This window comes from Streptomyces sp. NPDC006739 (assembly GCF_042869815.1).
GTDB lineage: Bacteria > Actinomycetota > Actinomycetes > Streptomycetales > Streptomycetaceae > Streptomyces.
Map to the genome: position 1 here is coordinate 85,480 of NZ_JBIAGM010000016.1, position 14,865 is coordinate 100,344.

At 71.7% G+C, this 14,865-nt stretch carries 11 protein-coding genes; 6 read left to right on the top strand and 5 right to left on the bottom strand.

What is annotated here, in order from left to right:
- Positions 1–14: 14 nt before the first annotated feature.
- The 4 genes from ACFYMM_RS28985 to ACFYMM_RS29000 form a co-directional block, all read right to left on the bottom strand.
- Positions 15–1,286 carry an ABC transporter substrate-binding protein gene (locus tag ACFYMM_RS28985; RefSeq protein ID WP_388391589.1) on the bottom strand — a complete coding sequence of 424 codons (1,272 nt, stop codon included), beginning with the start codon at positions 1,284–1,286 and terminating at the stop codon, positions 15–17.
- A 255-nt stretch (positions 1,287–1,541) separates the two neighbouring features.
- Positions 1,542–3,386, bottom strand: a complete 1,845-nt coding sequence (locus tag ACFYMM_RS28990) for a glycoside hydrolase (RefSeq protein WP_388391591.1) — start codon at positions 3,384–3,386, stop codon at positions 1,542–1,544.
- An 11-nt stretch (positions 3,387–3,397) separates the two neighbouring features.
- Positions 3,398–4,666, bottom strand: coding sequence for an ROK family transcriptional regulator (locus ACFYMM_RS28995; RefSeq protein WP_388391593.1), 1,269 nt, complete (start codon positions 4,664–4,666; stop codon positions 3,398–3,400).
- Positions 4,667–4,784: 118 nt separating this feature from the next.
- The gene (locus tag ACFYMM_RS29000; RefSeq protein WP_388391595.1) at positions 4,785–6,029 is read right to left on the bottom strand and encodes an FAD-binding protein; all 1,245 of its coding nucleotides are present in this window, start codon (positions 6,027–6,029) and stop codon (positions 4,785–4,787) included.
- Positions 6,030–6,135: 106 nt separating this feature from the next.
- On the opposite strand from ACFYMM_RS29000, the gene ACFYMM_RS29005 reads away from it, so the two are divergent.
- From ACFYMM_RS29005 to ACFYMM_RS29030, 6 genes are all read left to right on the top strand, one after another.
- Positions 6,136–7,143, top strand: coding sequence for a hydroxyacid dehydrogenase (locus ACFYMM_RS29005; protein ID WP_388391597.1), 1,008 nt, complete (start codon positions 6,136–6,138; stop codon positions 7,141–7,143).
- An 88-nt stretch (positions 7,144–7,231) separates the two neighbouring features.
- The gene (locus ACFYMM_RS29010) at positions 7,232–8,299 is read left to right on the top strand and encodes a LacI family DNA-binding transcriptional regulator (protein ID WP_388391599.1); all 1,068 of its coding nucleotides are present in this window, start codon (positions 7,232–7,234) and stop codon (positions 8,297–8,299) included.
- Between the two features lie 104 nt (positions 8,300–8,403).
- Positions 8,404–9,723 (top strand): radical SAM protein, encoded by a 1,320-nt coding sequence (locus tag ACFYMM_RS29015; RefSeq protein WP_388391601.1) that lies wholly within the window; start codon positions 8,404–8,406, stop codon positions 9,721–9,723.
- 210 nt (positions 9,724–9,933) lie between these two features.
- Positions 9,934–11,406 (top strand): cellulose-binding domain-containing protein, encoded by a 1,473-nt coding sequence (locus ACFYMM_RS29020; protein WP_388391603.1) that lies wholly within the window; start codon positions 9,934–9,936, stop codon positions 11,404–11,406.
- A gap of 97 nt (positions 11,407–11,503) precedes the next feature.
- On the top strand, positions 11,504–12,790 hold the full coding sequence (locus tag ACFYMM_RS29025; protein WP_388391605.1) for an MFS transporter: 1,287 nt from the start codon (positions 11,504–11,506) through the stop codon (positions 12,788–12,790).
- A gap of 224 nt (positions 12,791–13,014) precedes the next feature.
- Positions 13,015–13,284 carry a hypothetical protein gene (locus ACFYMM_RS29030; RefSeq protein ID WP_388391607.1) on the top strand — a complete coding sequence of 90 codons (270 nt, stop codon included), beginning with the start codon at positions 13,015–13,017 and terminating at the stop codon, positions 13,282–13,284.
- Between the two features lie 245 nt (positions 13,285–13,529).
- Here ACFYMM_RS29030 and ACFYMM_RS29035 read toward each other — a convergent pair whose 3' ends face one another.
- Positions 13,530–14,849 carry an acyltransferase gene (locus ACFYMM_RS29035; RefSeq protein ID WP_388391609.1) on the bottom strand — a complete coding sequence of 440 codons (1,320 nt, stop codon included), beginning with the start codon at positions 14,847–14,849 and terminating at the stop codon, positions 13,530–13,532.
- Between the last annotated feature and the right edge of the window lie 16 nt (positions 14,850–14,865).

The following is a 14,865-nucleotide window of genomic DNA, read 5'->3' on the forward strand; positions in this document are numbered from 1 at the left end:
GTCTTCCCTGGGGCCTATCCGAACAGCTTCTTGAGCTCGACGTTGACCTTCTTGTCGCAGGTGTCGAGTGCCGCCTCGGGGTTGCCGTCCTTACGGACGGAAGCCGCGATCACCTCGGCGAACGCGTTCTGCATGGTCTGGTCGTAGGCGATGTTGTCGAAGTGGCCGTAGTCGGTGAAGAGCTTCACGCCCTCGGCCGCCAGGCCCGACTTGAGCTTGGTGGCCTGGTTGGCTATCGAGGTGCGCGGCGGGATGTGGAAGCCGTACGAGGTGGCCCAGTCCTCCTGGTACTGCTTCTGGTCGATCCACAGCCACTTGACGTACTCCTTGGCCGCGTCGACGTTCTTGCCCTTGGCGTTGACGAAGACCGACCAGCCGCCGTTGTAGACCGACTGCTTGCCCGCGCTGCCGATCTTCGGGAACGGGAAGATGCCGAGGTCGTCGCCGAGTGCCTGCTGCATGGCCGGCATGGACCACATGCCGCCCCACTGGATGGCGCACAGGCCCTGGTTGAGCGAGGACGGGTCCCAGAAGTCGGTCGGGGCGTCGAGGAGCACGTTGCCGCTGGTGAACAGGGTCCGGAGCTTCTTGAGGCCCTCGACGACGCCGTCCGTGTGATAGGCGATCTGGTTCTTCTCGTTGATGGTGTCGGCGCCGGCGGACCAGATGATGGGGTTCTGGATCGCGCTGAAGTCGTTGCCGAGGAAGATGCCCTTGACCTTGCCGGTGGTGAGCTTGGCGGCGGCCTCGATCAGCTCGTCGAGCGTGGTGGGGACGCCGACCTTGGCCTTGTCCAGCATCGACTTGCGGTAGAAGAAGAACTGCGGGTCGTCGATCATCCGGATCCCGTAGACCTTCCCGTCGACCGTGTGGGACTTGATGTCGTTCGGGTTGAAGTCGTCCTTCACCGGGTTGACGATGTCGCTCAGGTCGGCCACCTGGCCGCTCTTGACGAGCTGCAGCTGCGGGTGGAACTCGAAGACGTCGGGCGCCTTGCTGCTGAGCAGGGACGCGAAGAGCGCCGACTCGAAGTTGTTGCCGGTGATCCAGTTGGTGTTGACGTCGGCCTTCTTGTACGCGGCCGCGTACCGCTTGATGGCCTGCTCGGTCCCCGCCTCACCGTAGGCGTGGAAGTACTGGATCAGCTGCTTGCCCGAACCGGACCCGCCGGAGCCGCCGCGGCCGTTGTTGCTGCCGCACGCGGCGAGGGTGCCTGCGGCGGCCATGCCTGCGGCGGCCCGGAAGATCGACCGGCGAGACCAGTTGCTGTTGCTCATTGCCGACATGCTGACGTCCTTGTCTCGAAGTGCGGCTGCGGCTGCGGCTCTCACGGCCGGGGCCTGGTGGCTCAAATCGTGCTGCGGTGCGGGACGTTAACCTTCGGCTAAGGCTTCGGCAAGGGGTTGGACGAAGTCTGTTCGAAGCGTTGTGTCCGGTTCGGAATCCCGAACATTGGACCGAGCAGGGGAGGGGGCGGGGCAGGGAGGGGGTGAGGGCCGCCGGGTCAGGGATGTGGCCGGCGGCCCTCGGTCAGGGGGAGGCTAGACCTTGTTCCAGACCTCGTTGGACCCGCCGTTGCAGCTGTAGAGGATCACCTGGCTGCTGTCGGCGGTGGCCTGTCCGCTGACGTCCAGGCACTTGCCCGAGGCCTCGCTCAGGATCTGGCCGTTGGCGTTCAGCAGCCAGCGCTGGCCCGCGTCACCGGTGTAGGCGGCGGAGGTCGTCAGGCCCGAACTCCCGGCCGTCAGGTAGCCGTTCGGGCCCTTCAGGGCACCCTTCGCGTCGTACGACCACGACTGGTCGGCCGCGCCCGTGCAGGTGCTGATCGCGGCCCCCGAGGCGCCCGCCGTCAGGCACTTGCCGGACTGCTTGCCCTGCCAGGCGCCGGTCACGGCCGAACCGCCGTGCCGCTTCTGGTCGAAGACGTACGTCGTGACGGAACGGGCGGCCAGCGGGGCGGACGCGGTGCCGCCGCTGACCGACGGCCGGGCCACGTCAGCCCAGTCCTCGGTGGCCGACGTGCGCACGGCCCGGGTGGCCCGCACCGGCACCTTGCTGTTGAAGTGCAGGTTCAGCGCGGTGTCGGTCGCGTTGTGGTTGTTGACCACCACGACCCACTTGCCGTCCCGGTCGTAGGAGGACACTTCCACGCCGGCCGGCGCCCCCGTCACGTCGTGCGCGACCGAGCCCGGTGCCACGAACCTGCTGTACTGGCCCAGCGCGTAGTACCGCTTGGTGAAGTACAGCGTCTGGTTGCCGTTCGTCGCGTAGTCGGGGTCGTAGTAGATCAGGCCGTCGTTCCAGCCCGTGTCGTTCCTCTCGGTGGGAGAGGTGCCGTAGCCGCTGGCCAGCGCCACCCACCACTGGAACGCCGAGTCGTGGGAGGAGGCGAAGTCCTTGTAGATGATCCGGGACATCAGCAGGGCGTTGTCGATCGTCGGGTCGTACTCCTGGTTCCAGCCCGTCGTGCCCTTGCCGAAGCAGCAGATCTCGGTGGCCCAGGACGGCTTGCCGACGTTCTTGGCGGTCTCGTAGACATTGCCGAGCTGGCCGTCGTCGGGATTGTTGTACGTGTGGTGCGCCAGCTTGGAGACGTACTGCGCGGTGTCCGGCTGGGAGATCCACTGCGGGAGTTCGCTGGTGAACTGGGTCGTCTTGCTGGACTCGTCCGCGATGATGCCGGTCCGCTGGTGCCGGGCCCGCTGCTCGGCGCCCAGCGCCCTGACGATCTCCGCGCGCTGGCCGACCGGAACCGGCATGCCCTCCTGGCCGCAGTCGCTGAAGCTGTTGTCCGGCTCGTTGAAGGGACTGATGTAGTCGAACCTCGCGCCCTGCCGGGCGAAGTGGGCGGTGACGTCGGCTATGTACTTCGCGAAGTCGGCCTCGTTCTCCGGCTTCAACTGGCCGCCGCAGCTCTGCCCGTTGGTCGTCCACCGCGCGGGCGCGCTGTTGACGAACCCGATCAGGTCCTTGACGCCGTACCGGGCGGCGTACTTGAGGAACGTACGGCCCCCCTTGTCCTTGCTCCAGTCGTAGCTGCCGTCGGAGTTGAGGAAGTCCTCGGCGGCGCGGGCCGGGGTGGTGACCGCGGTACCGCCACCGCCGATGTTGTAGCGGTACGAACTCAGGTTCAGCCCGTCCTTCGAGAACAGCAGCTTCGCCACCCGGGCCTGCACCGCGGGCGAGAAGTGCTGCAGGTCGTTGACCCACCAGGCGCCCGAGGCACCGATGTCGTCGATGGTCTGGGCGGCGTGCGGGGAGACTTCGGCCGCCGTGGGGGTGGCGGCCGAAGCGGTCGGTGCGGATATCAGGGGCCCGGCGACAGCGAACGCGGCGGCGGCTGTCAGGAGGACCGATCTCTTGGTGCGGGGGTGTGACACGTGCATCCCTTCCGTCGTCATGAAGGCGGTGCGGTACGGCTCCTTGCGGGGGTGGCGCGCTTGGTGGTGGTGCCTGTCCTCGGTGCTTGGCCCCGCTGCCCCACCGACTGCAGCGCCCCTTCCAGCGCGAACGTCGCCGCGCCCAGGGACACCGGGTCGGTGGGGATCGGGGAGAGGACGATCTCGGTGGCGGCCAGCGGCCGTCTGAGCGCGTGCCGGGCGACGGCCTCGCGCACCTCGCCGAGCAGCGGCTCGCCCAGCCGGGCCGCGACCCAGCTGCTGAGCACGACCACTTCGGGGTTGAGGAGGTTGATCAGGTCGGAGATGCCGGCCCCCAGGTAGCGGGCGGTGTCCCGGACCACCTTGAGGGCCACGGGGTCGCCGGCGGCCACCGCGCGGGCCAGCGCGTCGATGGTGGCCGTCTGGTCCTCGGGGTGCAACAGCGTGGACCGGGGGCTGAGTTCGCGCAGGTTCTGCATGATGCCGGGGGCGCCGACGTACGTCTCCACACAGCCGTGGTTGCCGCAGTGGCACAGCCGCCCGTCCAGCACGAGCGTGGTGTGCCCCCACTCCCCGGCACTGTTGCTGACGCCCCGGTGCAGTCCGCCGCCCATCGCGAGACCGGCGCCGACACCGGTGCCGAGGTTGACCACCACGGCGTCCCCGTGCCCGCGCGCCGCCCCGAACCACAGCTCGGCGACCGCGCAGGCGCGCAGCGGGTTGTCCAGGTACAGGGGATAGGCGATGTGTTCGGAGAGCAGGTCGAGCAACGGCACGTCGTGCCAGTCCCAGTTGGGGGCGTACTCCGAGATGCCGGTGTCGCGGTCCACCTGTCCCGGCACGCTCACCCCGACGCCGAGGACACGGGCCGCCTCGACCCCGGCCTGCGCGACCACCGAGCCGACGGCGGCCGCGACATGGGCGACCACCTGCTCCGGGCGGCTCTCGCCGGGCCGCATGTCCTCGTCGGCGCGGGCCAGCACGTTCAGTGCCAGGTCGAACAGCTCGACATGGACGTAGGTCTCGGCGATGTCCACGCCGATCAACGCGCCCCCCGACGCGTTGACGGCGACGAGGCCCCGGGGGCGTCCGCCCGCCGAGTCCTCGAAGCCGACCTCGGTGATCATGCGCAGGTCCAGCAGCTCGCCCACGAGCGTGGCGACCGTGGCCAGACTCAGTCCGGTGGCGGCCGCCAGCTCCTGCCGGGAAGTGGGAGACTCGGCGATGATCTGGCGCAGCACCTCGTAGCGGTTCGCGGTACGGATGTCACGTGAAGTGCGCTTCACCGAGCTGCCCCTCCGGTCCCTTCCGGTCCAGGCCGGGGCGAGATCGGCACCGGCGCGGCGCAAGGCTATGGGCTGCCGGTCCCTTTCGACAAGGGGTTAGGAAAGGGGGTTTATAAAGTCAGTCGCCGAGCACCCCGCGGACGAAGACGTTGGCGAATTTACCGCTCGGGTCCAGGGCGCGGGCCAGGGCCCGGAAGTCGTCCAGCCGGGGATGGCGGCGGCGCAGCGCGGCCGCCGGCACGGTGAAGACCTTGCCCCAGTGCGGGCGCGGGTCGAAGGGCTCGAGAACCTCCTCCAGCCGGCCCACCACCGGCAGTACGGCCTCGGTGTCGTCGGTCCAGGTGAAGTGCAGGGCGACCGAGTCCCGGCCGTACGCCGGACTGAGCCACTGCGCGTCGGCCGCGACCGTGCGCACCTCGCAGATCTGCAGCACCGCGGCGACCGTCCCCCGGATGCCGTCGACGGCGTGCAGGGCGTCGACGGCGGCGGACCGGGGCAGCAGGTACTCCGACTGCAGCTCGTCGCCGCTGCTCGGGGTGAACTCGGCGCGGAAGTGCGGCAGCCGCTCGTGCCACGGTCCCGGCACGCCCAGCTGTTCGGTGCAGTTGACGGCGGGCATGCCCGGCACCGGGTGCAGCGGCTCGGTCGCGGGCGCGGCCCACGGGAAGTCCGGGGCCGGCCGGTCGGTGCGCCGTTTGACCCAGACCTGCCTGAAACCCGGCTCGCGCCAGTCGGTGAACAGGCTCACGCTGTACCCGGACCCGGCCACCGCCGCGAAGTCCAGGCCGGTGAGCGGCAGCTCGGTGTAGACGTGCTGCTCCACCTCGAAGGCCGGCTCCAGGTCGAGGGTGAGCGCGGTGACCACGCCGAGCGCGCCGAGCGAGGTCACGGCGCCGTCGAAACGGGCGTCGCCCCGGGCGAGGGTGAGCGTGGTGCCGTCCGCGACGACCAGCTCCACCTCACGCACCGAGGAGGCCAGTGACCCGTTGCCCACGCCCGAGCCGTGGGTTCCGGTGGCCACCGAGCCGGCCACCGAGATGTGCGGCAGGGATGCCATGTTGGGCAGCGCCAGCCCGTGCGCGTGGACCGTGCGGGCCAGCTCCGCGTAACGGACGCCGCCCGAGACCCGTACCGTACGGGCCGCCGGGTCGACGTCGATCACCGGCGGCAGGCCGGCGATCGACAGCAGGACGCCTTCGGCGCCCGGGTCGGCGATGGTGTTGAACGAGTGCCCGCTGCCGAGCACGCGCACCGCCGCGCTCCCGGCCACCAGGGCCCTGAGCGTGTCGAGCGAGTGCGGCCGGTGGAACTCCTTCGCGGTGTACGTGATGTTGCGGGCCCAGTTGGTGACCACCTGAGTCATGTCTGCCCCTCCCGGAGAGTGCTTGTCCATTGACCCTCTCATTCGCCGCCGCCTACCGTAGAGACCGGTTGCTATCCGTGCGTCACCGAGCCGGAAGGTCACTTCCTTGCCCGAGCGTCCCCAGGCACTGTTCGCCATGACAGCCCAGAACATGCCGCACGTCTTCCCGCCGGACGTTCTCGCGGAGCTGCGCGAGTACGTAGAAATCGATCCCACTCTGGTGGCGCACGACCTCGCCGATCCACGGGTCAGGGAGACGCTCGCCCGCACCGAGGTCCTGGTCACCGGCTGGGGCTGCCCCCGGCTGGACGCGGCCGCGCTGGACGCGGCGCCCAAGCTGCGCGCGGTGCTGCACGCGGCCGGTTCGGTCAAGGGCTTCACCACGCCCGAGGTCTGGCGGCGCGGCATCGTGGTCTCCTCGGCCGCCGCCGCCAACGCCCTGCCGGTCGCCGAGTACACCCTGGCGATGATCCTGCTCGCCGGGAAGGACGTCTTCGGCTTCCGCGACCAGCTCCGCACCCGGCGCACCTTCCCCTACGGCGACATCGTCCCCGGTGTCGGCAACTACGGCCGCCGGGTCGGGATCGTCGGCGCCTCCCGCATCGGCCGCCGGCTGATCGAACTGCTGCGCCCCCACGACCTGCGGCCCAGCCTCGCCGACCCCTACGTCGACGCGGCCGAGGCCGCCCGGCTCGGCGTACCGCTGCTGGGCCTCGACGAGTTGCTGCGCACCTCGGACATCGTCACCGTGCACGCCCCGCAGACCGCCGAGACCCGCCATCTGATCGGCGCCCGCGAACTCGCCCTCATGCCGACCGGATCGGTGCTCGTCAACACCGCGCGCGGAGCCCTGCTCGACCACGACGCGCTGGTCGCGGAGCTGCGCGCCGGACGCCTGAGCGCCGTCCTCGACGTCACCGACCCCGAGCCGCTGCCCGTGGACTCGCCGCTGTTCGACCTGCCCAACGCCTTCATCACCCCCCACCTCGCCGGCTCCCAGGGCAACGAGGTGGCCCGGCTCGGGCGGACGGTCGCCGAGGAGGCCGGACGGCTGCTGTCCGGCGGCGAGCTGCGGTACGCGGTCGACGAGGCGGCGCTGGACCGGGCGGCGTGACCGGCATCCGTCCGGCCCGCCCGCGCCGACGCGCCCCGGCCGGCCGTCTCATAGGGTGGCCGACAGGACGAGGAAGGGGAGCCGAACGGTGGCCAAGAGGACGCAGCCGGCCGTGAACGGGGACGCCTCGACCGTCCGGGACGTCGCCGCGCGCGCCGGGGTCTCCGCGTCGACGGTCTCCCGGGTGCTGGGCGGCACCTACCCGGTGGCCACCGCCACCCGCGCCAAGGTGCTCAAGGCGATGCGCGAGCTGGACTACGTGGTCAACGCGCACGCCCGCGCGCTGGGCGGCGCCACGAACAAGACGGTGGCCTTCGTCGTCGACGACGTCACCGGCCCGTTCTACGCGCACATCGCGCGCGGGGTGGAGGAGCAGGCCTCCGCGGAGGGCCGTCTGTGCATGCTGTGCACCACGCACGGCGACCCGCAGCGCATCCTCGCCGTCGTGGAGACCATGCGCGAGCAGCGGGCCGACGCGGTGATCGTCGTGGGCGGCGCCTGGGAGGACAGGGCGTACCAGGACCGGATGACGCACTTCGCGCACGCCCTGGACCGGGCGGGCTCACGGCTGGTCCTGGTGGGCCGGCCGCCGCTCGGCCCGGGCGTCCCGGCCACGGTCGTCGACTACGACAACGAGGGCGGCGCCTTCGCCCTCACCAGCCACCTGCTGTCCGCGGGCCACCGCCGCATCGCCTACCTGGGCCGCGTCGCCGGCCTGTCCACCAGCGCACAGCGCATCCGCGGCTTCACCCGCGCCCATGAACTCCTCGGTCTGACCCCGGACCCCGCGCTGATCGTCGACGCCGCGTTCTCCCGGGCGAACGGCTACCGGGCCACCAGGGAGCTGCTGGACTCACGCCCCGGGGTCACCGCGGTCTTCGCCGCCACCGACATGATCGCCACCGGGGTGCTCCAGGCCCTGCGCGAGGCCGGCCGCCGCGTCCCCGAGGACATCGCCGTGGCGGGCTACGACGACATCCCGGTCGCCCGGGACGTGTACCCCGCCCTCACCACCGTCCACGTCCCGCAGGAGGAACTGGGCCGGGCGGCCGTCCGGCTGGCCCTGCACCGCGCGGAACTGCCGGACAGCCAGCACCTGGTGCTGGGGACGCACGTGGTGCTGCGGGACTCGACCCGCAGACCCGGCGGGGCCTGACCGCCCGGGACACACGCGCGGCACGGGGGGACCCGGCCGGGCCCGCGTCCGGGCGAGGGCATACCGTGAGGAGTCGAACGCCTGAGCCGGGAGGAGAGATCGGGATGGGCAGTCGTACCGCACTGGTCGAGGATCTGATGGAGCGGTTCCCGCACGTACCACGGGAAGCCGTCTTCAAGGAGGACCTGCTGCGGGGTGGCGTCGCCTTCGACCCCTCCGCGCTGAGCGACAACGAGGGCGGCGAGGTCAAGCCCAAGTCGTACTTCATCTTCTCCTTCGACCACGGCACCCTGCCCGAGCTGGGCGAGGCCGCGCTGCGGCGCCCGCCGGAGGAGATCATCCTCACCGGTGGGCCGTACGACCTGCGACGGACCGTCGTGTCGGTGCGGGTCAACCCGTCCTCGCCCTACCGCGTGGCCGCCGACGACTCGGGCATGCTCGGGCTGTACCTGGACGGCAGGCGCGTCGCCGACGTCGGTGTGCCGCCCATGCCGGAGTACTACCGGCACACCCTCTCCAACGGGAAGTCCGTGATGGAGGTGGCCCCCACCATCCAGTGGGGCTACCTGATCTACCTGACCGTCTTCCGGGTCTGCCAGTACTTCGGCGCCAAGGAGGAGTGCCAGTACTGCGACATCAACCACAACTGGCGCCAGCACAAGGCGGCCGGGCGGCCGTACACCGGCGTCAAGGACGTGGAGGAGGTCCTGGAGGCGCTGGAGATCATCGACCGCTACGACACCCAGAAGGCGTCCACCGCCTACACCCTCACGGGCGGCGCGATCACCAAGACGGTCTCGGGGCGGGACGAGGCCGACTTCTACGGCCACTACGCCAAGGCCATCGAGGAGCGCTTCCCGGGCCGCTGGATCGGCAAGGTCGTCGCGCAGGCGCTGCCGCGCGAGGACGTGCAGCGGTTCAAGGACTACGGCGTGCAGATCTACCACCCCAACTACGAGGTGTGGGACGAGTACCTGTTCAAGATGTACTGCCCGGGCAAGGAGCGCTACGTCGGCCGCGACGAGTGGCACCGGCGGATCCTCGACTCGGCGGACGTGTTCGGCGCGCGCAACGTGATCCCCAACTTCGTGGCCGGCGTGGAGATGGCCGAGCCGTTCGGGTTCACGACGGTCGACGAGGCCATCGCGTCGACCACCGAGGGGCTGCGGTTCTTCATGTCCCACGGCATCACGCCCCGCTTCACCACCTGGTGCCCGGAGCCCACCACCCCGCTCGGCAAGGCCAACCCCCACGGGGCGCCGCTGGAGTACCACATCCGGCTGCTGGAGGCCTACCGTGCCACGATGGACGAGTTCGGGCTGTCCTCGCCCCCCGGCTACGGTCCGCCCGGACCCGGCCGCGCCGTCTTCTCCGTGAGCTCCTTCATGGACAGCCTGCCGGCCGCCGAGCCGGCCCAGGCGTGATCCGATCGAGACATTCCGGTCTGAACGTGCGCCGGGTCCCGCTCCGTACAGGAGGCCGGAGTTGTGGGCCCGCGACCGAGAAAACCGCATCTGAATACGCCGCTTGTCAGTTGTGGCGATGACGTGAAAGGCTCGTGCTCTGCCGCGAGGTTCCCCGCAACTCCATTGCCATTATGGTGAGTTGACCTCGCTCGTGGATGCAGGAGTCCGATGTCCGACCTGCCGACCCCCCAGGACGCCGCCGAGGCCGCGCTGTTCTCCGAGTGCTGGGACGCGGTGCTCTCGTACGCCGACCTGTGCACCTCCGGGTCCCTGACGGCCCAGCAGCTGGCCACCGAGGCGTTCACGCTCGGCATGCGCGAGGTCCGTGCCGCCGAGGCCCCGCCCCTGCGTGGCGCCGGCCGCCGCGCCGCCCGGCTGCCGGTGATCCCGACGCTGCTGACCGCCGTACGGGAGACGGCCGCCGCCTGGGAGGCCGTCGGGCAGGGCCACAAACTCGACCCCGACCTGCGGCTGTGGCTCAACTCCGACGCCGCGGCCCGCTACACCGGCCCGCCGCTGCAACGCCCGGTCGCGCTGCGCGGCCTGAGGGACATGCAGGACGCCGACGCCTCCCTGCTGTGGCTGGCCGAGGTCGAGGCGCTGCCGCTGCCCACCGTGGCCCGCCGCCTGGGCCTCGACCCGGCCACCGCGGCCGGTGAACTCGACCAGGTGCGCGCCCTGTTCCGGGACCGCTGCCACCGCGCCCACGTCGACACGCCGATGGACGCGCAGTGCCGCAGCTACGCCCGTCTCCTCGACGCGGTCACCCGCTCGTCGGCCGCCGACACCCCCGAGGACCTCTCCCGGCACCTCGCCACCTGCGTGCGGTGCGCCGAGGCGGCCGCCTGTCTCAGGCTGCACGGCGGCGGCCTGCCCGCCGCCCTGACCGGCGGCGTGATCGGCTGGGGCGGCCTCGCCTACCTGGAGCGCCGCCGCCGCGCCGCCGAGGTCCGCCTCGGCCCCGGCCGCCCCACTGCGGCCGACCCGGACGCCGGCGACCCGAAGGAGGGCACCGGCAGGACCAAGGCGCTGCGCAACGGTCTGCTCGCCGCCGCCGTCCTGCTGTCGCTGCTGGCGCTCGGTGTGTCGATGATGCCGCCCGGCGGCTCCGGCGACGACACCGCCGCCGGCCACGACGACCACCAGCCGGTCGCCGACCGCACCCCCTCCGCGCCCGCCGGCGACCCCCTGCCGACGACCTCGTCCGCCACCACCCCCACCGCCCCCGCCACCACGGCCACAACCACCCGGAAGAACCCCGACCCCGAACCCCAGGGCACCTCCTCCGCCACCACCGGCCCCACCGACGAGCCGTCCGCCACCGCGACCTGCCGGGTCGCCTACGACCTCGTCAACCAGTGGCCCGACGGCTTCCAGGCCACCCTCACCGTCACCACCACCAAGGCCCTCGCCGGCTGGCGCGTCGCCTGGTCCTTCCGCGACGGCCAGCAGGTCAGCCAGATGTGGGACGCCACCGTCAGCCAGCACGGCTCCCGCGTCACCGCCACCGCCGCCGACTACAACCGGTCCGTCGCCGCCGGCTCCACCCTGTCCTTCGGCTTCCTCGCCTCCTGGCACGGCAGCAACTCGGCCCCGTACGCCGTCACACTGAACGGGGACACCTGCACCACGACGAGCTGACCGAAGGCGACCCGCCGGTGACGACCAGGAAAGGCTCGGTCCTGGAGTGGCTGATTCAGGCAGGGCGTCGTCCTGGGCCGCCATAGGGTGCCGGGCCGTGACGGTTTCTTCGGTGGGGGCGCCGCTGTGGCGCGACCGGCAGTTCTGCCTGCTCCTGTGCGCACGGGTCATCTCGGTCCTGGGCAACGGCTTCGCCCGGGTGGCGCTGGCCTTCGCCGTGCTCGCCCTGCCGGGGGCCGGCCCGGGCCGGCTGTCCCTGGTGCTGGCCTGCCAGGCCTTGCCCCAGCTGGTGTTGGTCCTGGCGGGCGGGGTGATCGCGGACCGCATCTCACGGTCGGGGCTGATGGTTCTGGCGGATGCGCTGGGGGCCGGGGCCTATGCGGGTCTGGCCGCCATGGTGCTGACCGGTCATGCGCCGCTGCCGGCGATGTGCCTGCTGGCGGTGGTCGCCGGAGCGGCAACGGCCCTGTTCGGCCCCGCGATGGACGGTCTCGTGCCGCTGATCGTGCCCGCGAGCCGCTTGCAGCGGGCCAACGGGCTGCTGCGGGTCGGCACCAACAGCTCCCTGCTGCTCGGCCTGGCGCTGTCCGGGGTCACCGTGGCGCTGGTGGGCGCCGGCTGGGCACTGGCCCTCGACGCGGCGTCCTTCGTCGTCAGCGCGGCGTTGACGGCCCGGCTGCGGGTGGCCGCACGGCCGCGCAAGAAGGTGTCGGGCTGGACCGACCTGCGGGAAGGGTGGCAGGAGTTCGCCTCCCGGCAGTGGCTGTGGGTCGTCGTCGCCCAGTACGCGGTCGTCGTCGCCGCGCTCAACGCCAACGTCGGGGTGCTCGGGCCTCTGGCGGCCGAGCAACACCTCGGCGGGGCGCGGGCGTGGTCGGTCATCGTGGCGGCACAGGCCGTGGGGACCGTCGCCGGTGCGGGAATCGCCGCCCGCGTGCGGGTGGATCGTCCCGTTCTGGTGGGGGTGCTGTGCACCTTTCCGGCCGCCGTGCCGATCGCTCTGCTGAGCGTCGGGGCCCCCGTATGGCTGACCGCCACGGCCATGTGCGGGGCCGGGGTCGCGAGTGATGTCTTCGGTGTGCTGTGGGCCACCACCATCCAACGGGAGATCCCGGACCGGGTCCTGTCCCGGGTGAGTTCCTACGACTGGTTCGGTTCCCTGGCCTTCGCCCCCCTCGGCCTGCTCGTCGCGGGCCCGGTCGCCACCGCCGTGGGCACCGGCCGGGCCCTGGCCGGCTGTGCCGCCCTGGTCGTCCTGGCCACCGCGGCGGCCCTGCTCTCCCCGCAGGTACGCACCCTGCGCACCAGGGTGGAGGCGCCGTCCGGTGCGCCGGCCTCCCCCGACGGTGCGGAACTCCGGCCGGACGAGGAAGCGGCGGGCTGAGCCGCCGTACCCAGGCGCCACCGGGCTGACCGCCGGCACGATCGACACGAGGTGCGGGGGCTGCCCCTGCCGAGCGCCTCCAGCACATTCGCGAGCTCATCACCCGGGCGGGACGCCACGACATCACTCATGCCCGAGTCCTGGAAAGCTGCGTTCCTCCCGAATCGCGGACGTGGGGATCGGCGACGGCGCACAGTGACAGCCCGGCTTCTGGGGGAGAGGGCGTGGTGCGGGTGGTCGGCAGTGGGGAAGTCGGCGACGGCGCGGCGGATTCCGCGAAGGCACTGGCGCGCGTCCGGGACCGGCTTGAACGGTTCCGTGACGGGGACGGCGACGCCGTGCTCGCGGTGGAGGCTCTGTCGGATGCCGCAGCGGCCGTGACGGGCAGCGCGACACCGGTGACCCCGGATGCCGTCGCGGCGGTGGCCTGGCTGTACCAGTACCGGGCACTGGCGACGGGCGCCTGGATCCCGGTCATCCACTGCACACCCTGATGGCGCGGCGTGTGCAGGCCGAGCGCCTGTTGGAGAGCGACGACGCGGGTGCGCAGGCGCCGGACCGTTCCGCGGACCTGCTGGCGAACGCACTGGCGCAGTGGCCCCCGTTCGGGCTGCGGCGCTACCAGGCGGTGGGGTTGCTCGGTCGGGTGCTGCGGCGCCGCAGTGCCTACGACGCGGACCCAGGGCCGCGCCCTTCACCCGTGGAGCAGGGCATCGTGGCGTTCGCCCGGCCGCCGCGGTCACACACGGTCCGGAGCCCGATCCGCCTCCGGCTGCTCGTGCCGTCGTGCCGCCGTCCGCCGAGTGAGCATCACCAGCGCCGTGCCCAGCGCCAGACCGATCGTCGGCAGCACGGGAAGCCGGCCGTCGGGCGCGAAGCCCCGCACGGCGAAGCGGGTCAGAGCGGCGACGCTCATGGCCAGGCCGAGCCAGAGCGGCCAGGCGCGGCGCAGGCCGGCGTCCGGACGGGTTCGTTCGTACAGCAGGGCCAGCCCGCGTTCCAGTGGTCCGAGCGCGGACACGACGCCGGCCAGGACGACACCGAGTACCAGCAGCCACGGCACGCGCAGCCCCCACCACGCGGCGGACCCGACGGTCGGTTCGGGTGCGAGGCCGGTCAGGTAGAACGCGGCGGCGACGACCAGCACCGGCAGCATGTGCCACAGATACAGCGTCATGCTGGCCGAGCCCACGGGACGGACCACGCGCCACACCCGATCCCGGTCCAGCAGCCGCCGCAGCGGCGGCGCGGCGAGGAGGCACAGCCCGGACTGGGCCACCACCCAGGCCAGCATCGCGGCCGACGGCGGATCGGTGTTGCTCGGGTTCTGCCCGGTCACCAGGATCAGACTGACCGGGAACGGGCCGAGGGCGACGAGCACGGCGAAGGCCGCCCCACCGCCCGCCGCCATCACGAGCGGCACGAGCCGACGCCCGGTCAGCAGCCCTTCCCTCCAGCAGAAGCCCAGCTGGTAGGCAACGCCCCACACGAGCACGTAGTCGAGCAGACCGACATACGGCGTACGCACGGTCACGACGAGTGCGTCGGCCGCCAGGGCGACCGCCCCCATCGCCAGTGGGACACGCAGTCCCCAGCGCCGGTGCGCCGTATGGAGCGCCGGCGTCAGGGCGCTGAGCAGCAGATACACCGGCAGGAACCAGAACTGCATGCCCATCGCCCAGCCCACCAGCGCCAGGGTGTTCCTGTCCACACCGGCCGTCGCACACACACCGACGGCGAGAAGCACCGAACCGCTGTAGAAGCCGACCGGAATCAGCAGCCGCAGCGCCCGCCGCCCCAGCCATCCGGCGGCCGTACCCCCAGCGGCCCGGGCACGCGACCAGGAACCGCCCGCGGCATGGCCGCCGGCCAGGAAGAACAGCGGCATGATCTGGAAGGCGAGGGTCAGCCACTGGGTCCAGGGAACGGTCGCCAGCAACTCCGGGGCGGTGATCTGCCCACCGGGCTCCCGCACCAGGGCTGTGATCAGCCAGTGGCCGAGGACCACCAGCACGATCGCCCACGCGCGCAGGAAGTCGACGTAGCGGTCTCTGCTCATGGACCGTCATGCTGTC

Bases quoted from the DNA above. Each gene is read 5' to 3' on its own strand.
- ACFYMM_RS29020 (WP_388391603.1), top strand. From the start codon at position 9,934: ATGTCCGACCTGCCGACCCCCCAGGACGCCGCCGAGGCCGCGCTGTTC.
- ACFYMM_RS28985 (WP_388391589.1), bottom strand. From the start codon at position 1,286: ATGTCGGCAATGAGCAACAGCAACTGGTCTCGCCGGTCGATCTTCCGG.
- ACFYMM_RS29035 (WP_388391609.1), bottom strand. From the start codon at position 14,849: ATGAGCAGAGACCGCTACGTCGACTTCCTGCGCGCGTGGGCGATCGTG.
- ACFYMM_RS29015 (WP_388391601.1), top strand. From the start codon at position 8,404: ATGGGCAGTCGTACCGCACTGGTCGAGGATCTGATGGAGCGGTTCCCG.
- ACFYMM_RS28990 (WP_388391591.1), bottom strand. From the start codon at position 3,386: ATGCACGTGTCACACCCCCGCACCAAGAGATCGGTCCTCCTGACAGCC.
- ACFYMM_RS29000 (WP_388391595.1), bottom strand. From the start codon at position 6,029: ATGACTCAGGTGGTCACCAACTGGGCCCGCAACATCACGTACACCGCG.